Annotated in this window: 24 protein-coding genes, 1 tRNA gene and 1 other RNA gene; 9 read left to right on the forward strand and 17 right to left on the reverse strand. The window is 71.2% G+C overall.

Going from position 1 to position 22,923, the window contains the following annotated elements:
- Nucleotide 1: 1 nt before the first annotated feature.
- On the forward strand, nucleotides 2–1,009 hold the full coding sequence (locus F8271_RS00545; protein ID WP_151487608.1) for a GlxA family transcriptional regulator: 1,008 nt from the start codon (nucleotides 2–4) through the stop codon (nucleotides 1,007–1,009).
- A gap of 207 nt (nucleotides 1,010–1,216) precedes the next feature.
- Here the strand turns inward: F8271_RS00545 and F8271_RS00550 are convergent, their stop codons facing one another.
- Genes F8271_RS00550 through F8271_RS00565 form a run of 4 tightly spaced genes read right to left on the reverse strand, consistent with a single transcriptional unit; the run spans nucleotide 1,217 to nucleotide 5,758 of the window.
- Nucleotides 1,217–1,681, reverse strand: coding sequence for a hypothetical protein (locus tag F8271_RS00550; RefSeq protein WP_151487609.1), 465 nt, complete (start codon nucleotides 1,679–1,681; stop codon nucleotides 1,217–1,219).
- Between the two features lie 28 nt (nucleotides 1,682–1,709).
- Nucleotides 1,710–3,662 (reverse strand): VWA domain-containing protein, encoded by a 1,953-nt coding sequence (locus F8271_RS00555; RefSeq protein ID WP_151487610.1) that lies wholly within the window; start codon nucleotides 3,660–3,662, stop codon nucleotides 1,710–1,712.
- A gap of 2 nt (nucleotides 3,663–3,664) precedes the next feature.
- A complete protein-coding gene (locus F8271_RS00560; RefSeq protein ID WP_151487611.1) occupies nucleotides 3,665–5,125 on the reverse strand; it encodes a sigma 54-interacting transcriptional regulator in 1,461 nt (486 codons plus the stop codon).
- 57 nt (nucleotides 5,126–5,182) lie between these two features.
- Complete coding sequence (locus F8271_RS00565; RefSeq protein ID WP_192580078.1) at nucleotides 5,183–5,758, reverse strand: hypothetical protein; 576 nt, start codon at nucleotides 5,756–5,758, stop codon at nucleotides 5,183–5,185.
- Nucleotides 5,759–5,921: 163 nt separating this feature from the next.
- Here F8271_RS00565 and F8271_RS32095 point away from each other — a divergent pair, with 163 nt between their 5' ends.
- A complete protein-coding gene (locus tag F8271_RS32095) occupies nucleotides 5,922–6,191 on the forward strand; it encodes a hypothetical protein (RefSeq protein WP_192580079.1) in 270 nt (89 codons plus the stop codon).
- 123 nt (nucleotides 6,192–6,314) lie between these two features.
- Here F8271_RS32095 and F8271_RS00575 read toward each other — a convergent pair whose 3' ends face one another.
- Entirely contained in the window at nucleotides 6,315–6,821 is a 507-nt protein-coding gene (locus tag F8271_RS00575; RefSeq protein WP_151487612.1) for a hemerythrin domain-containing protein, read from the reverse strand.
- A gap of 105 nt (nucleotides 6,822–6,926) precedes the next feature.
- Here F8271_RS00575 and mgrA point away from each other — a divergent pair, with 105 nt between their 5' ends.
- Complete coding sequence (gene mgrA, locus F8271_RS00580) at nucleotides 6,927–7,922, forward strand: L-glyceraldehyde 3-phosphate reductase (RefSeq protein WP_151487613.1); 996 nt, start codon at nucleotides 6,927–6,929, stop codon at nucleotides 7,920–7,922.
- 19 nt (nucleotides 7,923–7,941) lie between these two features.
- Here the strand turns inward: mgrA and F8271_RS00585 are convergent, their stop codons facing one another.
- Nucleotides 7,942–8,856 (reverse strand): lytic polysaccharide monooxygenase, encoded by a 915-nt coding sequence (locus F8271_RS00585; protein ID WP_151487614.1) that lies wholly within the window; start codon nucleotides 8,854–8,856, stop codon nucleotides 7,942–7,944.
- 123 nt (nucleotides 8,857–8,979) lie between these two features.
- Here F8271_RS00585 and F8271_RS00590 point away from each other — a divergent pair, with 123 nt between their 5' ends.
- The 4 genes from F8271_RS00590 to F8271_RS00605 all read left to right on the forward strand — a co-directional run bounded on the left by F8271_RS00590 (nucleotide 8,980) and on the right by F8271_RS00605 (nucleotide 12,351).
- Complete coding sequence (locus F8271_RS00590) at nucleotides 8,980–9,102, forward strand: 50S ribosomal protein L36 (protein WP_030490864.1); 123 nt, start codon at nucleotides 8,980–8,982, stop codon at nucleotides 9,100–9,102.
- 115 nt (nucleotides 9,103–9,217) lie between these two features.
- Complete coding sequence (locus F8271_RS00595) at nucleotides 9,218–9,658, forward strand: helix-turn-helix transcriptional regulator (RefSeq protein ID WP_151487615.1); 441 nt, start codon at nucleotides 9,218–9,220, stop codon at nucleotides 9,656–9,658.
- A 37-nt stretch (nucleotides 9,659–9,695) separates the two neighbouring features.
- Entirely contained in the window at nucleotides 9,696–9,956 is a 261-nt protein-coding gene (locus F8271_RS00600; protein ID WP_151487616.1) for a YciI family protein, read from the forward strand.
- A gap of 328 nt (nucleotides 9,957–10,284) precedes the next feature.
- Nucleotides 10,285–12,351 carry a cellulase family glycosylhydrolase gene (locus tag F8271_RS00605; protein WP_151487617.1) on the forward strand — a complete coding sequence of 689 codons (2,067 nt, stop codon included), beginning with the start codon at nucleotides 10,285–10,287 and terminating at the stop codon, nucleotides 12,349–12,351.
- A gap of 76 nt (nucleotides 12,352–12,427) precedes the next feature.
- On the opposite strand, the gene F8271_RS00610 is transcribed toward F8271_RS00605, so the two are convergent.
- A tRNA-Ala gene (locus tag F8271_RS00610) sits at nucleotides 12,428–12,500 on the reverse strand.
- 89 nt (nucleotides 12,501–12,589) lie between these two features.
- The gene (locus F8271_RS00615) at nucleotides 12,590–13,180 is read right to left on the reverse strand and encodes a YqgE/AlgH family protein (protein ID WP_151487618.1); all 591 of its coding nucleotides are present in this window, start codon (nucleotides 13,178–13,180) and stop codon (nucleotides 12,590–12,592) included.
- Between the two features lie 172 nt (nucleotides 13,181–13,352).
- On the opposite strand from F8271_RS00615, the gene F8271_RS00620 reads away from it, so the two are divergent.
- Complete coding sequence (locus tag F8271_RS00620; RefSeq protein ID WP_151487619.1) at nucleotides 13,353–14,153, forward strand: S-methyl-5'-thioadenosine phosphorylase; 801 nt, start codon at nucleotides 13,353–13,355, stop codon at nucleotides 14,151–14,153.
- 132 nt (nucleotides 14,154–14,285) lie between these two features.
- On the forward strand, nucleotides 14,286–15,881 hold the full coding sequence (gene mdlC / locus F8271_RS00625) for a benzoylformate decarboxylase (RefSeq protein ID WP_151487620.1): 1,596 nt from the start codon (nucleotides 14,286–14,288) through the stop codon (nucleotides 15,879–15,881).
- Between the two features lie 11 nt (nucleotides 15,882–15,892).
- Here the strand turns inward: mdlC and F8271_RS00630 are convergent, their stop codons facing one another.
- The 9 genes from F8271_RS00630 to F8271_RS00670 form a co-directional block, all read right to left on the reverse strand.
- Entirely contained in the window at nucleotides 15,893–16,846 is a 954-nt protein-coding gene (locus F8271_RS00630; RefSeq protein WP_151487621.1) for a hypothetical protein, read from the reverse strand.
- A gap of 45 nt (nucleotides 16,847–16,891) precedes the next feature.
- Nucleotides 16,892–17,374 carry a hypothetical protein gene (locus F8271_RS00635; RefSeq protein ID WP_151487622.1) on the reverse strand — a complete coding sequence of 161 codons (483 nt, stop codon included), beginning with the start codon at nucleotides 17,372–17,374 and terminating at the stop codon, nucleotides 16,892–16,894.
- Between the two features lie 140 nt (nucleotides 17,375–17,514).
- Nucleotides 17,515–18,174, reverse strand: coding sequence for a hypothetical protein (locus F8271_RS00640; RefSeq protein ID WP_151487623.1), 660 nt, complete (start codon nucleotides 18,172–18,174; stop codon nucleotides 17,515–17,517).
- 79 nt (nucleotides 18,175–18,253) lie between these two features.
- Nucleotides 18,254–18,629: a transfer-messenger RNA gene (gene ssrA, locus F8271_RS00645) on the reverse strand.
- A gap of 105 nt (nucleotides 18,630–18,734) precedes the next feature.
- The gene (gene smpB / locus F8271_RS00650) at nucleotides 18,735–19,214 is read right to left on the reverse strand and encodes an SsrA-binding protein SmpB (RefSeq protein ID WP_151487624.1); all 480 of its coding nucleotides are present in this window, start codon (nucleotides 19,212–19,214) and stop codon (nucleotides 18,735–18,737) included.
- 151 nt (nucleotides 19,215–19,365) lie between these two features.
- Nucleotides 19,366–20,241, reverse strand: a complete 876-nt coding sequence (gene ftsX / locus F8271_RS00655; RefSeq protein WP_151487625.1) for a permease-like cell division protein FtsX — start codon at nucleotides 20,239–20,241, stop codon at nucleotides 19,366–19,368.
- A gap of 67 nt (nucleotides 20,242–20,308) precedes the next feature.
- A complete protein-coding gene (gene ftsE / locus F8271_RS00660; protein WP_030331491.1) occupies nucleotides 20,309–20,989 on the reverse strand; it encodes a cell division ATP-binding protein FtsE in 681 nt (226 codons plus the stop codon).
- 118 nt (nucleotides 20,990–21,107) lie between these two features.
- Entirely contained in the window at nucleotides 21,108–22,229 is a 1,122-nt protein-coding gene (prfB, locus tag F8271_RS00665; RefSeq protein WP_151487626.1) for a peptide chain release factor 2, read from the reverse strand.
- Nucleotides 22,230–22,293: 64 nt separating this feature from the next.
- Complete coding sequence (locus F8271_RS00670) at nucleotides 22,294–22,809, reverse strand: PadR family transcriptional regulator (RefSeq protein ID WP_151487627.1); 516 nt, start codon at nucleotides 22,807–22,809, stop codon at nucleotides 22,294–22,296.
- Nucleotides 22,810–22,923: the final 114 nt, after the last annotated feature.

The following is a 22,923-nucleotide window of genomic DNA, read 5'->3' on the forward strand; positions in this document are numbered from 1 at the left end:
CATGCGCAATAATCGGGCCATGAGCGTACGCCCGCACCGGATCGCCGTCCTCGCCCTCGACCACGTCGTCGGCCTGGACCTGGGCACTCCGTCCCAGGTCTTCAGCACCGCCCGGGGCACCGACGGGGCACCCTTCTACGACGTGCGGGTGTGCACCCCGGGCGGGCAGCCGGTCCGCAGCACCGCCGGCTTTCAGGTGGTCCCCGACCACGGTCTGGAGCTGCTCGAGACCGCCGACACGGTGATCGTGCCGGGCATCCACGCCGGCAGCGCGTTGACCTCGGGCATCGTCGAGCCGGAGGTGGCCGAGGCGCTGCGCGCGGCGTACGAGCGGGGCGCCCGAATCATGTCGATCTGCACCGGTGCGTTCGTGCTGGCCGCCGCGGGCCTGCTCGACGGGCGTCGGGCGACCACCCACTGGGCGTACGCCGAGCAGTTCCGCCGCCTGCACCAGCGGGTGGACCTCGACCCGGGAGTGCTCTTCATCGTCGACGACCGGGTGCTCACCTCGGCCGGAGTGGCCGCCGGCATCGACCTCTGCCTGCACGTCATCCGCCTCGACCACGGCAGTGAGGTGGCCAACCGGGCGGCCCGCCGCTGCGTGATGCCGCCGTGGCGCGACGGCGGGCAGGCGCAGTACATCGAACAGCCGGTGCCGAAGGTCAGCGACGCCAGCACCGCGACCGCCCGCGAATGGGCCCGGCAGCGGCTGCACGAGCCGATCGCCCTGCGCGACCTGGCCGAGCAGGCCCGGATGAGCGTGCGCACCCTCACCCGGCGGTTCCGGTCGGAGACCGGGCTGAGCCCGGCACAGTGGCTGCTGCAACAGCGCACGGACCACGCGCGGCTGCTGCTGGAGACGACGGACCTCACCGTGGACCAGATCGCCCACCGCAGCGGCTTCGGCACCACGGCCGCCCTGCGCCAACAACTCCACCAGCGCATCGGCGTGGCGCCCTCGACCTACCGCCGCACCTTCCACCCCCGCGCCGAGCTGATCAACGGCTGACCCGCCACCCGCTTCCCGCTTCCCGCTTCCCGCGACCCGCTTCCCGCGACCGTGCACATGCTGTCGCCCGGTTGCCGGGCTTCTCCGGTCGGGGGGCAGTACTACTTCGAGCGTGATGCCTGTGAGTCATCTTGATGACTCACAGGCATCACGCTCAATAGACCAGGACGGCCCCACCCTGACCGGCCGGCGCACGACCGCCGCTGCTCAGGCCCGGAGCAGGTGTAGTTGGGACTGGTGTTTGGGGAGGTGGACCCGGGCGTGCAGGTCGAGGGTGCGGGACCAGGGCAGCGGCTCGTCGACGACGAGGTCGAAGCCCTCGCGTAGATGCGTCTCGACCGGGGTTTCCACGGCCAGGCCGAGCCGGTCGACCAGGGCGCACAGGCGGTCGCTGGTGCCGTGCAGCAGCGCCGTCACGCCGCGTAGACCGCCCTGCTCGGCGACCAGCGCGTCGAGCTGCGGCCGGTGCACGTCCTCCTCCAGCTCGTAGTAGGCGAACGGCGACCCGGCCAGCAACGCCTCGGTGGCCTGGATCATCAGCTCGTCGTTGGCCACCAGATGCGCGACGATCTGCTCGGCGCTGAGCTGCCCCTCCGGCGCCGCCCCGAACGAACCCGCGTCAATCTCCGCGAACACCGCGCCGTAGGCCCGCCGCAAACCCCCGCTCTCCATCCCCCCAGTCAACCCGTCCCGGCGCGGGTTAGCGGCGGGATTGGCGGGAGCGGAGGTAGTCGCTGACCACGTACTCGCCCAGGTCGTCGGTGTCCGGGGTGAACATGCGGCCACGGCTGCGGCGGGCCACCGCGTCGACGAAGCGCCGCAGGCCCGGGTCGTCGCCGAGCATGAACAGGTTGAGCGTGGCGCCGTAGCGGCTGAGCCGGTCCACCTCACGGACCGTCGCCTCGATCGTCTCCGGCAGCGGCGGCCAGTGGAACAGCGCCTCCCCGTCGTCCGGGTCCAGGTGGGCGGTCGGTTCGCCGTCGGTGACCACCAGCACCACCGGCTCGGCGTCCGGGTGTCGACGCAGGTGCCGTCCGGCCAGCCGCAACGCATGCTGGAGGTTCGTGCCCTGCTCCATGTCCGGCTCGACGGCCGCCAACTCCTGCTGGGTGAGCGTCATCGCCTCCCGGCCGAACCCGACGATCTGCAACGCGTCCTGCGGGAAACGGGTCTCCATCAGGTGCGCCAGCGCCAGCGCCGTCTGCTTCATCGGCCCCCAACGACCCTGGGAGATCATCGAGTACGACAGGTCGACGCAGAGCACCACCGCGGCGGAGGCCCGCTTCTCGGTCTCCACCACCTCGAAGTCGTCCACGGCGAGTTGCAGCGGGACCGTCGGCCCGGCCCGGCGAACCGCCCGGGTCAGCGTGCGGACCACGTCCAGCGGCTGCTCGTCGCCGTACTCCCAGGGGCGCGACGCGCCGCTGACCTCGCCCGCCGCACCCGCCGAGCGGAGGTCGTGCTGGCCGCGTGGCCCGGCGGTCAGCTCGGCGAAGACCCGCCGCAGCGCGGTCCCGCCGAGCCGGCGCAGCGCCTTCGGGCTCAGCGTGAGCCCCTCCGCGTCCCGACTCACCCAGCCCTGCCGGCGCAGCTCGCGCTCCAGCTCGCGCAGGCGGCGGACGTCGTCGGCGGCGTCCCGGCCCAGTGTCCGGGCCACGGCGTCGACGTCCACGTCGTCGAGGGTGGCCCCGGGGTGCTCCTGGTCGAGCTGATCCAGCAGGTCGTCCAGGTCGCCGATCTCACCCAACGCGCCGGCCGCGTCGGCGTAGCCCAGCGGCTGCTCGCCGCGGACCCGCTCGCCGCGCCCCCACCGCAGATCGGGCCGCAGCGCCCGCAGGTTCGCGTCGAGCGCGGACAGCTCCCCGGCGAGGCGGTCGCCGAGCGACTGCTGCATCAGGCCGGCCAGCTCGGCCCGCTGCCGGTCGGACAGCGAGTTCATCAGCCGCTCGCCGGCCGCCGAGCGGCGGGCGAGGACGTCGATCAGCTCGTCCACGGTCTCCGGCTTCTCCGGGAAGAAGTCGCCGTGCCGGCGCATGAACTCGGCGAACGCGTCGGTGGTGTCCTCCGCGCGGGCGTGCCGGGCCAGCAGGTCGTTCAGGTCGCCCATCATCTCGGCGAGCCGCTGCTGGGCGGCCGGGTCGGCCGAGGCGCGCACCGCGTCGCGCAGCCCGGCGAACCGCTGACCGAGGACGTCGTCGCGGAGCTGGTCGAGGATCTGCTGGTACGAGCGGCGGGCATCGTCGCTGGCCCACTGGTAGCCGGACAGCTCCTCCACCGCACGAGCGGTGGAACGGGGCAGGTTGTCCAGCACCGACTCGGCGAACCGCGCGGCGTCGTCGTCGCGACCCCGCAGCTCGTCCCGCTCGGCGGCGAGGGCCTGGTCGAGCAGTGCCTGTGCGCGGGTCACCGCGCCGTCCAGATCACCCCGACGCAGCGCCTCTCGGCGTAGCCGCCGGGCCCGGGCGGCCAGGTCGTCCAGGCCACCGCGTCCCTGCGGACCACGGCGCAGCAGATCACGCAGCGCCTCCCGCAGGCTGCCGCCGGCCAGCACCTCGGCGCCGACCGCGTCCACCGCCTCACGCACGTCGTACGGGGGTGCGAGCGGGTCGGGCCCGCCGTTCCACTGCCCGTACCGGAACCGGTTGCCGGCCACGGTCAGCCCCGGCCGCCGTAGACGGTGCGCCCCGAGTCGGTGACGTCCTTGCCGAGCCGTCGGGTGAGGTGCAGTCCTTCCAGCACGAACTCGACGGCGGCGGCGGCCTCCTCCGGGGTGGGCGCGTCACCCAGGCCGAGCCGGTCCAGGACCTTCGCCAGGCCGGGTACGGTGCCGACCTGGCGCAGCAGTTCGGCGGAGCTGACCAGCTCTCCGGTCTCGATGGCGGCGCCGTCGTCGACCAGGGCGGTGAACCCGGACAGGTCCAGCCCGGCCAGGTGCGCCCGGAACGTCTCGGCGGTCGCGGTCCGCAGCAGGTGGGCGAGAATCTCGATCTCCCGCCCCTCCTCGCCGCTTTCGAACTCCACCTTGCCCCGCAACGTGCTGGTCACCGACACGGCGTCACCGACGCGCGCCACGGCGGCCTCGGGGCGGTCCTCCGGGGTGCCGACGGCGGCGAGCAGGCCGGCGCGGCGCAACGCGGCACCGGCGACGGTCTCGGCGGCGGCGATGGCGAACCGGGCGGAGACGCCGGAGCGCGGATCCACCGACGGCGACTCCCGCACCGCGCGGGCGAAGCGCGCCAGCACCTCCAGTACGTGCTCCGGCACGTCGGCGACCAGGTCAGCCTCCTGGCGGATCAGCGCCAGCTCCAACTCCAGGTCGACCGGGTAGTGGGTACGGATCTCCGCACCGAACCGGTCCTTCAGCGGGGTGATGATCCGACCCCGGTTGGTGTAGTCCTCCGGGTTGGCGCTGGCCACCAGCAGCAGGTCCAGGGGGAGGCGCAGCTGGTAGCCGCGGACCTGGATGTCCCGCTCCTCGAGCACGTTGAGCAGGGCCACCTGGATGCGTTCGGCCAGGTCGGGAAGTTCGTTGACGGCGAAGATGCCCCGGTTGGTGCGCGGCACCAGCCCGAAGTGGATCGTCTCCGGGTCACCGAGGGTACGACCCTGGGCGATCCGGATCGGGTCGACGTCACCGATCAGGTCACCGACGCTGGTGTCCGGGGTGGCCAACTTCTCGCCGTAGCGCATCGAGCGGTGCAGCCAGCCGACCGGCAGGTCGTCGCCGGCCTCCGCGACCTGGGCGCGGGACGCCGGGGTGAGCGGGTGCATCGGGTGCTCGTTGAGGACCGAGCCCGCAATCACCGGGGTCCACTCGTCGAGCAGGCCGCCGAGTGCGCGGATCAGTCGGGTCTTGCCCTGGCCGCGCTCGCCGAGCAGCACCATGTCGTGCCCGGCGAGCAGGGCCCGCTCGACCTCGGGCAGGACGCTGTCGTCGTAGCCGACGATGCCGGGAAAACGGGGCTCGCCGGAACGCATCCGGGCGAGGAGGTTGTCGCGGAGTTCCTGCTTGACGGTGCGGTACTGGTGACCGGCCGCCCGTAGCGCGCCGAGCGTGCCGGGCAGGTCGGCCGGTGGAACCGGGATTACCGGGTTAGGCGCAGTCACCCGACCCACGCTAGCTCACATTTACCACGGCGCCCCGGGCATCGCGGGGCGCCCCCACCGCCGGAATCACGCCCGGTCGCAGCGCCGGCACGCGCCGCGGCGACGCAGGTGGTACGCGTACGTGGCCGCACCGAGCGCCACACCCCACACCGGCCAGAGCAGCATCGGCGCCCCGGTCAGGCTGATCCCGCCGGTGAGTTCCCAGAACGTGGGGTTGCTGAGCAGTCCCAACGAGGCCGCGGTCACCGCGATGGCGACCAGCGTGGCCGGCACCACGGCCAGCGTCACCGGCACCCGGCGACCGGCGAGCCCGACCATCCAGCGGGGGAACCGTTCGCCCCAGCTCTGCACCAGCCCGAGGGTGAGGATCGCGCCGACGGTGGCGAACGCCCCCAACCCGAACCCGGCCCACACCAGCCCGGTGTCCTGCATCTCGGTCAGGAACTCCCGGGAGATGCCCAGCGGAATGCCGGCCGCCCAGGCGAACCGGGTCGACGCGTACGCCAGCGGGATGGCCGCGGCGATGCCGGCGGCCCACCGACCCCAGCGCGTGGCGGCGGCCGGGGTGGTCCAGCCCTGGTCGGTGTCGTCGCGGCCGCACCCGACGCAGGATCCGGCGGTACGGCGCTGCCAGGCGAGCACCGCACCGGCCAGCAGCAGCCCACCCGCCGTCCCGCCCGTCCAGCGGGCCGAACTGTTCCCGGCTGGTCAGTTCGACGCCGATGCCGAACTGCTGGGCGATGAACGCCAACGCCATCGGCAGGGCGCTGAACAGCGCGATCATCACCAGAGCGCCGACGATGAGGTGCGTGGCGATCCAGAGCGCGCTGCGCAGCCGGGTCTCCCGGTCGCCACGGTGGCCCGGTGCGGGTTCGGGCAGATCGACGCCGAGCAACGCCCGTACGGCGGCGATCTCCAGGGCCCGGCTGCCGTCCAGCAGCAGCGGCACCACGGCGATCAGCGCCGCGATCACCAGCAGGGCGTACACGAGGGGGCGGGGGATCTCCGAGTCGGCGAGCAGCTGGGCGAAGATCACCGCGAGCAGCCCGTACGGCAGCGCCAGCACCCCGCCTAGCAGCAGGAACACTCCGCGCCGCCAGGTGGTGCCGGCAACCAGCGGGCCCAGCGCCGCTCGGAAGCTCATCCGGTCATTCTGCTGCCGCGTCCCGGGGTGCGACTCCCCCGCACCGGGGAGATCTCAGCGGTGGTCGGCGACGTACTCCTTCGGGTCCTTGTCGCGGAACGGCAGGTTACGGCCGTTCTTGTGCTCGCCGTAGAAGGTCAGCCAGCGTTGGCCCAGCTCGGCGCGCAGTTCGAAGCTGGCGTGCCGGCGGAAGTCGGGCAGCGCCTCGTCCTCCTCCTCGGCCAGGTGTTCGCTGTTCTCCCGGCGGGCCGTGCCGACCGCCTCCCACCAGGGCTTCGAGCCGACCGGGTGCAGCTTCGACTCGGCGATGGCGTCGCGGATCTTGTTGTGGTCGCCGATCGCGTCGGCGGTCTCGTCCTCGCCGTCGTCGCCGTGCTTCACCAGGTGCGGGTAGAGGATCGCCTCCTCCGCCTCGGCGTGGATGTCGAGGTGCAGGTTGAGGGCGTCCCAGATGGCGAGCAGTTCCTGCTCGTCGCGGGCATCGTCGAGGCGGGCGAAGCCGCGCCGGAAGGCGGCGTGGTCGTCCAGGATCAACGCGGTGATGTCGTCCACTGTGCTCACTTTCCCCATGGCCCGGCGAGGCGGGCGAACCGCATGGCGTCGAAACTACCCCGATGTCCCGGTTCGCACACCCGATCCCCGGCACCATCGGCCGGAGCTAGGCTCATGATCGTGACCTACCTCGCCGCGGATGACCGCTACGACACCATGACCTACCGGCGCAGCGGACGCAGTGGCCTGCGGCTGCCCGCCGTCTCGCTCGGGCTGTGGCACAACTTCGGCCCGGATCGCCCGTTCGACCGGCAGCGTGACATCGTCCGGCGCGCCTTCGACCTGGGTGTCACCCACTTCGACCTGGCCAACAACTACGGGCCGCCGCCCGGCTCGGCGGAGCAGAACTTCGGCCGGCTGCTCGCCACCGACCTCAAGCCGTACCGCGACGAGCTGGTCATCTCCAGCAAGGCCGGCTACCTGATGTGGCCCGGCCCGTACGGCGAGTGGGGCTCGCGCAAGAACCTGATCTCCTCGCTGGATCAGTCGCTGGCTCGGATGGGGCTCGACTACGTCGACATCTTCTACTCGCACCGCTTCGACCCGGACACCCCGCTGGAGGAGACGATGGGCGCGTTGGACGCCGTCGTGCGCTCCGGCAAGGCGCTCTACGTGGGCATCTCGAACTACAACTCGGAGCAGACCGCTCGTGCCGCCGCGATCCTGCGTGAGCTGGGTACACCGCTGCTGATCAACCAGCCGTCGTACTCGATGCTCAACCGCTGGACCGAGGACGACGGCCTGCTCGACACGCTGGAGCAGGTCGGGGCGGGGTGCATCGCGTACAGCCCGCTGGCCCAGGGCCTGCTGACCGACCGTTACCTGGGCGGCATCCCGGCGGACTCGCGGGTGCGCACGAGCGTCTTCCTCAACGAGAGCGACCTCAGCGAGGACAGGATGGCCACCATCCGGGGGCTCGGCGCGGTCGCCGAGCGGCGCGGCCAGTCCCTCGCGCAGCTCGCTCTCGCGTGGGCGCTGCGGGACCCGCGGATGACCAGCCTGATCATCGGGGCGAGCAGCGTGGAGCAGCTGGAGACGAACATCGCCGCGCTCGACAACCTCGACTTCACCGGCGAGGAACTGACCGAGATCGACGGCCTCCTGGGCTGATCGGTGCGGGCGGCCCGGGTCACCAGATCCGGCGCCGCCCGGCCCGGTGGTTGCGTACCTCGCACTGCCGGCCGACCGGGGCGGCGGCGCTGCGACGTCGCCGGCTCGCGCCGATCAGCAGTGCCAGCACGAGCACGACAGCGGCGCCGGCCAGCACCGGCCAGCGGGCGCTGAGGTTGGTCACCGACGCCACCGAGACGCCCGGGTCGGCCGCCGCCGCCACCGCCTGCTCGGTGGCGGGCGGCCGGCTCGCGGGGGTACGCGGAGCAGCCGGCGCGCTCTTCGCCGCGCCACTTTTCGCCGTGCCGCTCTTCGCCGTGCGGAACACCACGTCCGAGCAGGAGTAGTAGGTGTCCGGGGTGTTGGAGTTCTGCCAGATCGTGTAGATGAGGTGCCGCCCCTCGCGGCCCGCCGGCAGTCGACCCGCCAACTGGTACGCCCCGGCCCGCACCGGCGGGTCGGTCACCGTCAGGAAGGGGCGCGCCTCCAGGTCCGCCCAGGTGAGCCGTGCGCGGGGGTCGTAGTCGGGCCGGGTGACGTAAAGCCGGAAGGCGCCCCGGTGCTCGATGGTGGTCCGGTACCGGAAGGTGAACGTCGCGCCGCTGGTCACCTCGGTGGACGGCCAGTCGGTCCGGGGCAGGTCCAGTCCCCGGTACGCGGACAGCCCGCCGCTGCACAGCTCGCCGTCCGGGATCCGTTCCCGGTCCCGGCCGTTGATCGCGGCGACCCGCACGTTGTCCCACTCGCGGACGGCGGCGCCCGCCTGGACAGCGGCCCGGCAGGCGGCGGTGGCCGCGTACCGGCCCTCGGGTCCGCAGGCCGCGGCCCGGCTGATCGGGTCGGTCGGGGCGCCGTGCGCGGCGGCGGGCGTGGCGGACAGCGGCACCGTCGCGGCAGCGACCAGTACGGCGGCGAGCACTCGGCGCATGGTCATGACGTGACCTCCCAGCAGTGGTACGGGCGCGGGGGGCCAAAGGTTCGACGCCGGATGGCCGGGAATCCGGCGGGGGTGCCCAGCGTTTCGATACTCGGAACCGCTTGCACCGAGGAGGCAGACATGAAGGTACGTAGCTCGTTGCGTGCACTGAAGCAGAAGCCGGGTTCGGTGGTGGTCCGCCGTCGTGGCCGGGTGGTCGTGGTGAACCGCGCGAACCCGCAGTGGAAGAGCCGCCAGGGCTGATAACCCCCCAACCGGACACACAGTCGACGAACGCCCCGACCGGGTCACTCCGGTCGGGGCGTTTTCGCGTACCCGGACGCCCGTGACAACGGGGGAAAGACCTACCGTTGGTGGCATGGACGGCGACAACCCGCTCGGGGAGTTCCTCCGGGCCCGACGTGAGCTGGTCCGGCCGGACGACGTCGGCATCGGCGCCGGCGCGGGCCTGCGCCGGGAAGAGGTCGCCCTGCTCGCCGGCATCAGCTCGGACTACTACCTGCGGCTGGAGCAGGGCCGGGACCGCAACCCGTCGGTGCAGGTCCTGGAGGCGCTCGCCCGCGTGCTGCGACTGGACCCGGACGCCACCGCCCACCTGGTCCGCCTGGGCCAGCAGCGGGTCTCACGCCGGTCGACCCGGGCGGCCGCCGCCCACGCCCGGACGTCGCCGCCGGCCCAGGTCCCGCTGAGCATCCGGCAGCTCATCGACGGCTGGCCCAGCAACCCGGCGTACGTCCAGACCCGGTTCTTCGACGCCGTCGCGGTGAACTCCCTGGCGACGGCGCTGTCGCCGAACTAGGGTGCCTCGGAAGAGTCGGCCCGGTGAGGGGGACCTCGTGTTCATCTTGGAGCTGTCCTTCGGCGACGACCCCGACCGGCTCGCCGCCCGACCGGCGCACCGGGAGCGTCTCCAGGCCCTGCACGGGGAGGGCCTGCTCGTGATGGCCGGGCCGTTCTCCGACGATTCCGGCGCGCTGCTCGTCTTCGACGTCCCGGACGCCGAGGCGTTCGCCGCGATCGTCGCCGAGGACCCGTATTACCGCACCTCGGGAGTGACGATCGTCAGCCAGCGGGAGTGGTCACCGATCATCCGCTAGGTGCCGGCCGCGCCCGCGCGGCCTCGCGGATCCAGTCACAGCCATCGATGGCTTGTCAATGTTAGCGGTAACAGCTACCGTCGCCGCAGAGGCGAAGGGCACGCTTCCACGCTTCACCGGGCCCGCACCGGCCGCCGACGCGGCCCACGGGCAACACGGCAGGTCACTCCGGGCGTCCCGGTCGGCGTCGCACGCCACCGGGTCAGGCTGACCGCCCGATTCACCGCGAGCCAACTCCGCACACCCCCCTCGGGTCCGCCGCGACGGCACATGCCGTCGGGACGGCCGGACCACCATCACAGGCGCCACCATGGCGAGGAGTTCCCTGATGAATTCGCAGTACCTCCGAACAGCACGCCGGCGGGTCGCCCTCGTCGTCGGCGCGGTGCTCGCGCTGCTCACAGCGGGCCTGATGGTCGCCGGCAACGCCCAGGCGGCGGCCGGCTGCCAGGTGACGTACGCCGTGCCGTCGCAGTGGCAGGGTGGCTTCACCGCCGACGTGAAGGTCACCAACCTCGGCGACGCGGTCAACGGCTGGAGCCTGACCTGGACGTTCCCGTCCGGCCAGCGGGTCACCCAGGCGTGGAACGCGACGGTAACGTCGTCGGGCGACCAGGTCACCGCGCGGAACATGAGCTACAACGCGGCCATCGCCACGAACGCGACGGTCTCCTTCGGCTTCAACGGATCATGGTCGGGCGGTAACACCGCACCGACGTCGTTCGCCCTCAACGGGGTCACCTGCACGGGGACCGTCGGCACGCCGACCCCGACACCGACCCCCACCGATCCCCCACCACCGGCCGGTGACGCGATGGCGACGGTGGCGGCAATGCAGCCCGGCTGGAACCTCGGCAACACCCTCGACGCCATTCCCGACGAGACAGCGTGGGGCAACCCGCTGGTCACCCAGGCCCTGTTGCGCCAAATCAAGTCGCAGGGCTACAACAGCATCCGGATCCCGGTGACCTGGAGCAACCACCACGGACCGGCCCCGACTTACACCATCGACGCGGCCTGGATGGGCCGCGTACGCCAGATCGTTGACTGGGCGCTGGCGGAGGGCCTGTACGTGCTGGTCAACCTGCATCACGACTCCTGGCAGTGGATCAACGGCTATCCCGGTGACCGGACGACCGTCATGAACCGCTACACCGCGCTGTGGACCCAGATCGCCACCACGTTCCGCAACCACTCATCGAAGCTCGTGTTCGAGAGCATCAACGAACCGCAGTTCACCGGCACGTCCGGCGACGCCCAGAGCGACGAGGTGCTGCGCGAGCTGAACGTCGCGTTCGTCCTCCTCCTGCGCCAGTCCGGCGGGAACAACGCCACCCGGCTGCTGGTGCTGCCCACCCTGAACACAAACTCCAACCAGGCCCAGCTCGACGCGTTGGCGACCACGATCAGCCAGCTGGGCGACAGGAACATCGCGGCGACCGTCCACTTCTACGGATGGTGGCCGTTCAGCGTCAACATCGCCGGCGGCACCCGCTACGACGCCAACGTCGAGCAGGACATGGTCGACGGCTTCGACCGGGTGCACGACACCCTCGTCGCCCGGGGCATCCCCGTGATCGTCGGCGAGTGGGCCCTGCTCAGCTACGACTACACCCGCCCCGGCATCATCGAACGCGGCGAACTGCTCAAGTACTTCGAGGCGGTCGGCTACCAGGCGCGGATCCGCAAGCTCACCACCATGCTCTGGGACGCCGGCTCGTTCCTCAACCGCAACGACCTGCAGTGGCGCGACCCCGGCCTGTACGCGCTGATGAAGGCGAGCTGGACCACCCGTTCGGCCACGGCGTCGTCGGACCAGATCTACGTACGCCGGAGCGGCACCATCACCAGCAGGTCCCTCACGCTGAACCTCAACGGCGCCTCGTTCCGGAGCCTGCGCCACGGCAGCACCGTCCTGACCAACGGCACCGACTACACCGTGTCCGGCAACACGTTGACCCTGACCAGCGCGGCGCTGACCCGGCTGGTCGGCAACCGCGCGCCGGGCGTCAACGCCAGCCTGGAAGCGACCTTCTCGCAGGGTGTGCCGTGGTCGATCAGCATCATCTCCTACGACCCCCCGACGCAGACCGCTGCAAACGGGACGACCAGCTCACTCGTCATCCCCACCCAGTTCCGCGGTGACCAGCTCGCCACCATGGAGGCCACGTACGCCGACGGCAGCCCCGCCGGCCCGGCCAACTGGACCTCGTACAAGGAGTTCTGGAGCAGCTTCCAACCCGACTACGGCGCGAACACGATCATCATGAAGCCGGAGTTCTTCGCCGAGGTCAACGACGGTGTGGTCACCCTGACGTTCCACTTCTGGAGCGGCACGCAGATCACGTACCGCGTGACGAAGGCCGGTACGTCGGTGACCGGCAGCCCCGCCTGACCCGCAGGTCGGGTGCAGCACAGACAGCGGCCCGGTTGATGATCATCAACCGGGCCGCTGGCCTGTCTTCGCAAGGTGGAGCCGAGGGGACTCGAACCCCTGACCCCCACACTGCCAGTGTGGTGCGCTACCAGCTGCGCCACGGCCCCTTGCGGTCGTCCCGGTCGCCCGGGCACTGGGAAACTATACACAGACCGGCCGGCATGGTCATCTCGCGGGGGTCACCGCCGGGCCGGGGTCAGTTCAGCGCCACGTCCGGAGGGAAGTGGGCGACGGCGGCCATCATCCCGCCCTGCCGGCGCAGCACCATCGGCCACAGGTCGTCCGGCCGGTCGACGAAGGCGTCACCGGGCAGCGCGTCCAGCACGAACCAGGAGCCGTCCGCGATCTCCTGCTCCAACTGCCCGCTGCCCCACCCCGAGTAGCCGGCGAACACCCGGATGCCGCCGATGCTCTCCCGCAGCCGCTCCGGGTCGACCGACAGGTCGATCGTGCCGACCGCCCCGGAGACCTGGTGGAACCCCTTGACCCGGCGCATCGGGTGCCGCATCCGGGCCAGGCAGATCGCCGAGTCGGGCTGCACCGGGCCGCCCTCGAAGAGCACCGCCGGGTGGCGGGCCAGGTCGCTCCAGTCGCCGAGCACGTCGGCCACCGGCACCTCGGTGGCCCGGTTCAGCACCACGCCGAGCGCGCCGCCCGGCTCGTGGGCGACCAGCAGCACCACCGTACGGTCGAAATTCGGGTCCTTGAGCGCCGGAGTCGCGACCAGCAGCCGCCCGGTCATCGACTCCATCGCTCGTCCGCCGATCGCCTGGCCCTCTCCCTGCATCTCACACACCCGTCAACCGTGAGCCCGCACCGGGGATCCGTCACCCACCGGATCCGCACGGTGCACCGGGATCAGCCGCGCTGTCAACGCCATGCCTGGCACCATAGCCTGCGTCCCGGGCGCTGGCTAAGGTCTGACCGGCAGGTGATCGGACAGTTGAGACGGAGGGTCAATGGCACCGACGGCGGACGTGGCGGTGATCGGCGGTTCGGGCCTGTACGCGCTCCTCGACGGCACCACGCATGAGCTGGACACCCCGTACGGCCCACCGTCGGATGCGGTGACCATCGCCGAGGTCGCCGGGCGGCGGGTCGCGTTCCTGCCCCGGCACGGTCGCGACCACCGGTATCCACCGCACCTGATCCCCTACCGGGCCAATCTCTGGGCGTTGCGCTCCCTGGGCGTACGCCAGGTGCTCGCCCCGTGCGCGGTCGGCGGGCTGCGCCCTGAGCTGGGGCCGGGCACGTTCGTGGTGCCGGACCAGCTGATCGACCGGACCAGCGGTCGGGCGCAGACCTACTACGACCGGGGCGCGGTGCACGTGCCGTTCGCCGACCCGTACTGCCCGAACGGCCGGCGTTCGCTGCTCACCGCCGCGGTGGGCCGGGACGTCTCAGCCGTGGACGGCGGCACGGTGGTGGTGGTCGAGGGCCCCCGGTTCTCCACCCGGGCCGAGTCGCGTTGGTTCGCCTCGATCGGCGGCACTGTCGTCAACATGACCGGCCACCCGGAGGCGGTCCTCGCCCGGGAACTGGCCGTCTGTTACTCGTCGATTGCGCTGATCACCGATCTGGACGCCGGGGTGCAGGCGGGCGAGTCGGTGACGCAGGACGAGGTGTTCCGGGTCTTCGCGGCGAACACCGACCGGCTGCGGGACGTGCTGCTGGACGCGCTGGCGGCGTTGCCGGCCGCTCAGGACTGCGCCTGTGGCCGGGCGCTGGACGGCATCACCCTGCCCTTCGCGCTGCCCTGAGCCGACGCGCCCACGAGCGCGTCGCCACGGACGCCCGGGAAACGCCCGAAAGGTCCGTCACATCCCGATAGATTCGGTTGATCGGGAGGGCGACCACGGTCGCCCCTGCGCGCGATACGGAGGCAGGCGGCGATGGCAACGGTCCGGGACGCCACGTACGACGTGCTCCGCACCCTCGGCATGACCACCGTCTTCGGCAATCCCGGCTCCACCGAGGAACCGTTCCTGCGGGACTTCCCGGCCGACTTCCACTACGTCCACGCCCTGCACGAGGCGACGGCGGTCGCCATGGCCGACGGCTACGCCCAGGCCGCCGGTGTGCCCGCGCACGTCAACCTGCACACCGCCCCGGGCACCGGCAACGGCATGGGCAACCTGGTCACCGCCTGGCACAACAAGACCCCACTGATCGTCACCGCCGGCCAGCAGACCCGGGAGATGCTGCTGCTCGAACCACGGCTGACCAGCCGCCGCGCCACCGAGCTGCCGCAGCCGTACGTCAAGTGGGCCTACGAGCCGGCCCGGGCGCAGGACATCCCGGCGGCGGTGCTGCGGGCGTACGCCACCGCGGTGCAACCGCCGGCCGGCCCGGTCTATCTCTCGCTGCCGATGGACGACTGGGCCCAGCCGGCCGGCACGACGCCCGAGCAGCGCTCGGTGGCCACCCGGTTCGGCCCGGATCCGCAGCGGCTCGACGAGTTCGCCCGGATGCTGGCCGGCAGCCGCGACCCGGTGCTGGTGTTCGGGCCGGGAGTGGACCGTTCGGGCAGTTGGGCGAGCGCGGTCGCGCTGGCCGAGCGGCTGGCCGCACCGGTCTGGTCGGTGCCCGCACCGGAGCGGGCCGTCTTCCCGGAGGACCACCCGCACTTTCGTGGGGTGCTGCCGTTCGCGATCGGGCCGCTGGCCGAGGCGCTGAGCGGCCACGACACGGTGCTCGTCGTCGGCGCCCCGGTGTTCCGCTACTACCCGTACGTGCCGGGCGAGCACCTGCCCTCAGGCACCCGTCTGCTGCACGTCACGGACGACCCGGACGAGGCCGCCCGCGCGCCGGTCGGCGACAGCCTGCTCGGCGACCCCGGGCTGACCCTGGCCGCGCTGCTCGACCGGATACCGCAGACCGACCGGCCCGCCCCGGCACCCCGCGCCACGCCGGCGGCGCCGGAGGTGACCGTGCCGTTGAGCGCCGACGCCCTGTTCGCCGCGCTGGCCGCGCACTGGCCGACCGACGGGGTGCTGGTGCAGGAGTCACCGTCCAACCTGGCCGCGCTGCGCCGCCAGCTGCGGGTCACCCGGCCCGCGTCGTACTTCACGATGGCCAGTGGTGGCCTCGGCTACGGTCTGCCGGCCGCGATCGGCGTGGCGCTGGCCGAGCGGGACACCGGGCGGGGTCGGCCGGTGGTGGCGGTGATCGGCGACGGCTCGTTCCACTACTCGGTGCAGGCGCTGTGGACGGCCGCGCGCCTGGCACTGCCGGTGGTGGTCGTCGTCCCGGTCAACCAGCAGTACGCGATCCTCAAGGCGTTCGCCGAGCTGAAGGAGACGCCCGGGGTGCCCGGCCTGGATCTGCCGGGGCTGGACATCACCGCCATCGCGGCCGGCTACGGCTGCGCCACCGAGGTGGCCGAGACACCCGACCAGCTCGGCGCGGCGCTCGCCGCCGGGCTGCGCGCCGACCGTCCCACCGTCCTGCCGGTGCCGATCAGCACCGACGTGCCCAGCATCCTCTGACCCGGTCCACCTCAGCGCGCGGCGATCGACAGCGGAGCTCCGGTGAAGGCGTCCAGCACCGGCCGGGCACCCAGGGGTGCCGCGAGGGTCACCGTGACCGGTTCGAGTTTGAGCAGGTCGATGCAGACTCCGGTGGATCGGGTGACGGCGCCACCGACCACCACGGCGTCGGGTCCTTCCCGCACCAGCGGTGTGATCCCGGTGTCGCAGGCGCCGACGCCGAGCCGGACGGTCACCCGTGCCCCGTCGACGGCCACCAGGTCCTGCGCACCGACCAGCCCGTCCGGCAGGGGCCGGGGCGGCACGGTGGGCTCGGGGACCGCCGTCACCGCCGTCGGCGCGACGGCGAGCCGGGCCACCGGGACGGCCAGTTCCTCGATCGTGAACAGCCAGGCCGGCACCTGCGCCTCGCCCCGGCTGGTGTGGACCGGCACGGCCCCCAACGTGACGCCGGTGACGGTCAGCGGCAGGCAGGCGGTCTGCGTCGTGCTGGTGGCCCAGCCGTCCGGTCCTGGTTCGACGGTGGGGCCACCGGGGCTCGGCAGGCCGGGCCGTTTCGGTCGCCCGGGGCAGGGTGGCGGATCACCCTGGTCGAGTTGCCGGTACGCCTCGACCGCGTTGACCAGCGGCACGGTGAGGCGACCGTCCGGGAACTGGATCTCCCCGCCGACCCGCATGGGCGTGATCGGGACCTGCTCGCGGTACCAGCCGGCCCGGAACGCCGCCTCGGTGTCGGGAGTGAAGCGTGGATCGCCGACAAGCACGGTCGGGCCCTGCAACGGGACGTACCCGCTTCGCCAGCTCGCGTCAGGCCGCCACGCCTGCGCGACCTCGGTGGCCCGCTGGTCGAACGCCGCCGACCGCTCTGCCGGATCGGTGGGCCCGACCGCCGGGCCGGCGCCAGTCGGGGCGCAGCCCGCGGCGAGCAGCAGCGGGAGTACGAGCAGCAGAGCCGGTCGACGCATGCCGGTTCGACGCGCCCGTCGACACCCCGGTTCCCGGGCCGACGCTCAGGTTTCGCCACCCAGATCCGTCTGGTACGCCTGCCAGAGCAGGTCGGCGCCGCGTCGCCGATGGCGGGCCAGCGTCCGCAGCAGGTACCCGGCCCGGTGCCGCACCTCGTCGGGGCTGGCGTCGCAGTGCTCGGCCAGCCGTCGCACGGCCCGGAGGGCGGCGACGATCCCGGCGTGCTCCCGGGTCAACAGCCGTACCCCGTGGTGCAGGCGGGGCGAGTGGGCGAGCAGCTCCCGGTAGAGACCGGCCGGGCCCTCGGTGACCCGGACGTGCTCGGCGAAGCGTTGCTCGACCGGTCGCAGGCGGAGCAGCACGTCCTCGCGCCAGCGCGGCTCGGACGTCGCGACGGCGACCGCCCGGGCGAGGGCGTGCACGTCGCCGGCGAGCCCGGCGGGCCGGGGCTCGCCGGGAAGACCAGCGGGGTACGGATCGGGAGCGGAGAGCACGTGTGACGGCTGGTGGACCGGACCGGTGACCATGGCACCTCCCGCGCGGCGCTGCTACCCCATACCGCGATGGTGAACCCGCCCGCCGTCCCTGTCCAGGGGCTCAAGAGCCCCCATCTGCTCCTTCGGTCACCGTCCCCGCGTCCTTCCGCCGAGCGGGTCCGGCGATGCGCTCAGTCGCCTGACGGGCGCTCCGCCAGGCGGCGCAGCTCGCCGGCCACGTCGCCATCGGGTCGGTCGTCGGGTCGGCTCGCCGCGATCGCGTCGGCCAGCGCCCGCAACTCGGACGGCGGCAGGGTGGGCAGCCCCATGCCCCGCAGCGGCACCGTGACCTGGCGCCCGCTGTCCCGATCGGTGGCGACGAGGCTCGGTGACCGGTGCCCGCGCGCTAGCGGGTCGTCGACCGCCTCGCGGTGCGACGCGACCTCGATCCGGGCCGTGGCGAGGTCGACGGTGCGGGTGCGCAACGCGCCGCGCACCCGCAGCGAGCTGCCGTCCAGCCAGGCGGCCGTGCGGAGCACCCGCAGCACGAGGTAGACGCCGAGCAGGACGAACGGCAGGCCGCACAGCCCGATGAACGGGCCGGAGCCTCCCGAGCCGCCGCCGGACTCCCGCAACGCGGGCGGCAGCATCCCCGGCGGCAGGTCGCGAGCCTCCTCGTAGGAGGCGAGCGCGTCACCCGGGCCGGTCAGCCGACGCAGTAGCCCGCCAGCGATCAGGGGCAGCAGCACGAACGCCGCACCGACGCCCGCCACCAGGACGCCGACCACCATCGCGACGGCACGCCGGCCGGGCGGAGCGCCGACCGACAGGCGCAGCTGCTGGTTCGTCACACCGGCAGCGTAGGCGAGTGAGGGCCAGCGTCCACACGACGAAGCGCCCCGGCCGTGGGCCGGGGCGCTTCGCTCGAGGTGGTGGAGGTGCCGGGAATCGAACCCGGGTCCTTCGCCGGTTTGTCAGGGCTTCTCCGAGCGCAGCTCGCTGTGCCTCTACTCGGCCCCACCGCTCACGCGAGCAAGTTGGTGTGACGGGCCCAGTCGCTGATTGATCTCGCCGCACGGACCCCGCGACCGGGTCCGATTGGCCAGCCTTCTAGCTGATGCCGGCTACTGGGACGAAGGCGTTCCCAGGCCGACAGACTTAGCTACTCGCCTCAGGCGGCGAGAGCGAAGTCAGCGCGATTGTTCTTGGCGCTTATAAGTTTCCGACGACCGATTCTCGAGACGACGTCGGCTTCCTCGGCTCGCTTCCCCTGTCGCTGCGTACGAAGTCGAAACCAGTCACCCCCTCGACAGGCCACCGATGTGGCGGCACTGACAAGACTAACGCCTGCCGCAACGCCTTTCATCCCGAGGCCCGGGCCGGGCGTGCCGACCAGGACAAACGGGATGAATCAGTCGTCCATTCCCTTACCGCGTCGACCGGACACCCGGGCGATCTCCCGGTCCGCGTCCCGCTTGGCGAGGTCCTGACGCTTGTCGTACGACTTCTTGCCCTTGGCCAGGGCGATCTCCACCTTGGCCCAGCCGTCGGCGAAGTACACCTGCAACGGGACGATGGTGAAACCGCCCTCGCGGGTCTTGCCGACGAGCTTGTCGATCTCGACACGGTTGAGCAGCAGCTTGCGCGTACGCCGGGGCTCATGGTTGGTCCAGGTGCCCTGCGTGTACTCCGGGATGTGCATGGCGTGCAGGTACAACTCGCCGTCGCGCTCCTGGGCGAACGCGTCGACCAGCGACGCCCGCCCGGCCCGCAGCGACTTGACCTCGGTGCCGGTCAACGCCATGCCCGCCTCGTACGTGTCGAGGATCGAGTAGTCGTGGCGTGCCTTCTTGTTGGAGGCGACCACCTTGCGCCCCTTTTCCCGTGGCATCGGTGCCACCCCCTCTCCTGCGTCGTCCTCGGCCGGGGTCACCCCGGCCGGACAACCGATCATGTTACCTGAATGACAAGGACCCTCCCGCGCCGTTTATTTCCGGCCGCGGGAGGGTCCCCGGGAGACGACGGGACGACCCGTACGGTGCCTAGACCCGCAGGTAGAAGCGCAGGGTGATCCAGGCGGTGGCGGCGCTCACGAGGCCACCGACGCCGGCCATCAGCGGGAAGATGAACAGGATGTCACCCCAGCTGATCGGCGAGAGCAGGCCCTGCAACGCGCTGAGCGACCCGTCGAAGAGCAGATACTTCGCCGCGACGAGAGCGACCAGACCGAGCAGCGAGCCGATCAGGCCGGCCACGACGGCCTCCAGCACGAACGGCGCCTGGATGAACCAGTTGGACGCACCGACGAGCTTCATGACCGCCACCTCGCGCCGCTTGCTGTACGCGGCCACCTGAATGGTGTTCGCGACCAGCAGCAGGGCGGCGATCGCCATCACGATGGCCGCGGCCAGCGCGATGTTCTGGATCGAGGTGAGGATGTTGAAGATCTTGTCCAGCAGGCGGCTCTGGTCGACGATCTCGTCGACGCCCGCCGTGTCCTTGTACTGGTCGTAGATGTCCTTGTACTGCTCCGGGTTGTTCAGCTTGAGCCGGAACGACTCGGGCAGCTGGTCCGGCTTGACGGCGTTCACCAGGTCCGGAGCGTCCTGGTACATCTCCTTGAAGCGCTTGTACGCCTCGTCCTTGTTGACGTAAAGGACGTCCTTCACCAGAGGGTCGCCGTCGAGCTTGGTTTGCAGCTCTGTGCGCTCCTGCTCGCTCACCTCCTGGTTCAAGAAGATCGAGACTTCGATGTTCTTGTAGTAGAGGTCCTTCATGTCGTCGACCTGGCGGTACATGAGACCGCTGGCGCCGAGCATGGTCAGCGAGACCGCCATCGTGATGATCATCGCGATGGACATGGTCACGTTGCGCCACAGTCCGACCAGTACCTCGGACAGGACGTATTTCACGCGCATCGGGATTTCCTCCGGGTCTCCGGCATGAGGTGTTCGTCGTCAGGCTGCGCAGGGGTGGAGCGCCGGCTCACCCGTAGACGCCGCGGGCCTGGTCACGGACGATGCGACCGCTCTCGATCTCGACGACGCGGCGGCGCATCTGGTTCACGATGTTGGAGTCGTGGGTGACCATCACGACGGTCGTGCCGGTGCGGTTGATCCGGTCCAGCAGGCGCATGATCTCGATCGAGGTGTCCGGGTCCAGGTTTCCGGTGGGCTCGTCCGCCAGCAGGATCAGCGGACGGTTCACGAACGCCCGGGCGACGGCGACCCGCTGCTGCTCACCACCGGAGAGCTCGTGCGGGTAGCGGTGCTCCTTGCCACCGAGACCGACCAGCTCCAGCACCTCCGGCACGACCCGGCGGGCAACCGCCTTGGTCTTGCCGATCACCTCGAGAGCGAACGCCACGTTCTCGTAGGCGGTGCGGTTCGGCAGAAGCCGGAAGTCCTGGAAGACACAGCCGATCGAACGCCGGAAGTGGGGTCGCTTCCACGAGCGCATCGACGTGACGTCCTTGCCGTTGACGACGACGCGGCCCTTGTTGGGGGCGACCTCGTGCAGCAGCATCTTGATGATTGTGGACTTGCCGGAGCCGGATGGACCGATGAAGAAGACGAACTCGCCCTTCTCGATCGAGACGGACACGTTGTCGAGCGAAGGCCGGGACGCCTTCGGGTACGTCTTCGTCACTTGCTCAAGCTGAATCACGGGTGGTGAGTCTACGCGGTGTAACAACTGAGCCAAGCCCCACGCCCCACAGATCCGGCGCGCGTCGTCGAATCAGGCTTCTACCTGGAGATCGACGACGCGCTCCGCCCGCGAGCCGTCACGCACCGTCGCCAGCGAGCTGACGCTGCTTGCGCCAACGGATACCCGCCTCGATGAACCCGTCCAACTCGCCGTCGAAGACCGCGCTCGGATTGCCGGTCTCCTGCTCGGTTCGGAGATCCTTCACCATCTGATACGGGTGCAGGACGTAGGAGCGCATCTGGTCGCCCCACGAGCCGGCGGCGTTCTCCTTGAGCCCCTCCAGCTTGGCCTGCTCCTCCTGGCGCTTGCGCTCCAGCAGCCGGGCCTGCAGCACCCGCAGCGCGGACGCCTTGTTCTGCAGTTGGGACTTCTCGTTCTGGCAGGTCACCACGATGCCGGTCGGGATGTGGGTGAGTCGGACCGCCGAGTCGGTGGTGTTGACGCTCTGCCCACCGGGGCCGGAGGAGCGGTAGACGTCGACCCGTACCTCGTTCTCCGGGATGTCGATGTGGTCGGTCTGCTCGGTGACCGGCAGAACCTCGACGCCCGCGAAGCTGGTCTGCCGGCGGCCCTGGTTGTCGAACGGGCTGATCCGGACCAGGCGGTGCGTCCCCGACTCGACGCTGAGCGTCCCGTACGCGTAGGGCACCTTGACCGCGAAGGTGGCCGACTTGAGGCCCGCCTCCTCGGCGTACGAGGTTTCGTAGACCTCGGTCGGGTAGCCGTGGCGCTCCGCCCAGCGCAGGTACATCCGCAGCAGCATCTCGGCGAAGTCCGCCGCGTCCACGCCACCCGCACCAGCCCGGATGGCGACCAACGCCTCCCGGGAGTCGTACTCGCCGGAGAGCAGGGTGCGGACCTCCATCTCCTGGATCGACTTGGTCAACCCGGTGATCTCCGCCTCAACCTCGGTGAGCACACCCGGGTCGGATTCGGCCTCGGCCAGCTCCAGCAGCACCCGGGCGTCGTCGAGTTGGGCGCGCAGGCTGCCCAGCTTGCTGATCTCGCCGTTGACGTACGACAGCTGCGAGGTCACCTGCTGGGCCTTGGCCTGGTCGTCCCAGAGGTCAGGGGCGGACGCCTCCTGCTCAAGGCGGGCCTTGTCCTCGTGGAGACGGTCGATGTTGAGGACGGCCTCGATGTTTCGCAGGGTCGCGTCGAGTTCCTTGAGCTGTTCGGCGTAATCGGCAGCGGTCACGACAGACAAGCGTACTGTGCCGTAGGCAGCCCAGCTCGTCGCGTATGCGGGAACCCGCCGATCGTCACCCGACGGGGGCGGTTTTCAGCCACGACAGGGCCGCCCGGTGGTAGGCGACCGCGAACTCCAGCGCGCTGGCGTCGTAGGTCTCGCCGTCCCGTTTGGCGTTTTTGACCTGTTCGCGTACCTGGGCGAGAGCCTCCGTGTGGTACTCGTTGGCGGAGGCGTACAGGCCCTTCAACTGGCTGGCGGAGTGCAGGTTGCCGAAGGCCATCCGGAGCGCTATCGGGTTGCGGATGGTGTCCCGCCCCGGGTTTTCCGCCAGCCAACGAGAAAATGTCCGTTTCCCGCTGGCGGTGAGTGCGTACGGCTGGCTCATTCGCGGCCCCGGCTTGCCGAGCCGCACGAAACCCCGCTCCGCCAGCACCGGCAACTCGCGGTAGACCTGACTGCGGGTCATCGACCAGTACGGCGCCAGTCGGCGCTCAGCGGCGGCCATCAACTGGCCGCCTGTCATCGGGCCCTCGTGGAGGAGGCCGAGAAGGGCCGCCGCCGTAGGGTTGACTCCGGATTCCGCCATGGCCACTACGCTGCCACTTTGCGCACGCGGCGTCCAGGATTTGGCAGTTTGCCACCCGACAGGACTTCCTAAGTGCACTGTCGGCGGCAGACTGTCCGTTGAGGACTATCGATG

Source organism: Micromonospora sp. ALFpr18c (assembly GCF_008868155.1).
Classification (GTDB): domain Bacteria; phylum Actinomycetota; class Actinomycetes; order Mycobacteriales; family Micromonosporaceae; genus Micromonospora.

Excerpts from the sequence above, each read along its gene's own strand:
- F8271_RS00545 (WP_151487608.1), top strand. The coding sequence starts at position 2 with ATGCGCAATAATCGGGCCATGAGCGTACGCCCGCACCGGATCGCCGTC.
- F8271_RS00550 (WP_151487609.1), bottom strand. The coding sequence starts at position 1,681 with ATGGAGAGCGGGGGTTTGCGGCGGGCCTACGGCGCGGTGTTCGCGGAG.
- mgrA (WP_151487613.1), top strand. The coding sequence starts at position 6,927 with ATGATCGTGACCTACCTCGCCGCGGATGACCGCTACGACACCATGACC.
- F8271_RS00585 (WP_151487614.1), bottom strand. The coding sequence starts at position 8,856 with ATGACCATGCGCCGAGTGCTCGCCGCCGTACTGGTCGCTGCCGCGACG.
- F8271_RS00590 (WP_030490864.1), top strand. The coding sequence starts at position 8,980 with ATGAAGGTACGTAGCTCGTTGCGTGCACTGAAGCAGAAGCCGGGTTCG.
- F8271_RS00595 (WP_151487615.1), top strand. The coding sequence starts at position 9,218 with ATGGACGGCGACAACCCGCTCGGGGAGTTCCTCCGGGCCCGACGTGAG.
- F8271_RS00605 (WP_151487617.1), top strand. The coding sequence starts at position 10,285 with ATGAATTCGCAGTACCTCCGAACAGCACGCCGGCGGGTCGCCCTCGTC.
- F8271_RS00615 (WP_151487618.1), bottom strand. The coding sequence starts at position 13,180 with ATGCAGGGAGAGGGCCAGGCGATCGGCGGACGAGCGATGGAGTCGATG.
- F8271_RS00620 (WP_151487619.1), top strand. The coding sequence starts at position 13,353 with ATGGCACCGACGGCGGACGTGGCGGTGATCGGCGGTTCGGGCCTGTAC.
- mdlC (WP_151487620.1), top strand. The coding sequence starts at position 14,286 with ATGGCAACGGTCCGGGACGCCACGTACGACGTGCTCCGCACCCTCGGC.
- F8271_RS00630 (WP_151487621.1), bottom strand. The coding sequence starts at position 16,846 with ATGCGTCGACCGGCTCTGCTGCTCGTACTCCCGCTGCTGCTCGCCGCG.
- F8271_RS00635 (WP_151487622.1), bottom strand. The coding sequence starts at position 17,374 with ATGGTCACCGGTCCGGTCCACCAGCCGTCACACGTGCTCTCCGCTCCC.
- smpB (WP_151487624.1), bottom strand. The coding sequence starts at position 19,214 with ATGCCACGGGAAAAGGGGCGCAAGGTGGTCGCCTCCAACAAGAAGGCA.
- ftsX (WP_151487625.1), bottom strand. The coding sequence starts at position 20,241 with ATGCGCGTGAAATACGTCCTGTCCGAGGTACTGGTCGGACTGTGGCGC.
- F8271_RS00670 (WP_151487627.1), bottom strand. The coding sequence starts at position 22,809 with ATGGCGGAATCCGGAGTCAACCCTACGGCGGCGGCCCTTCTCGGCCTC.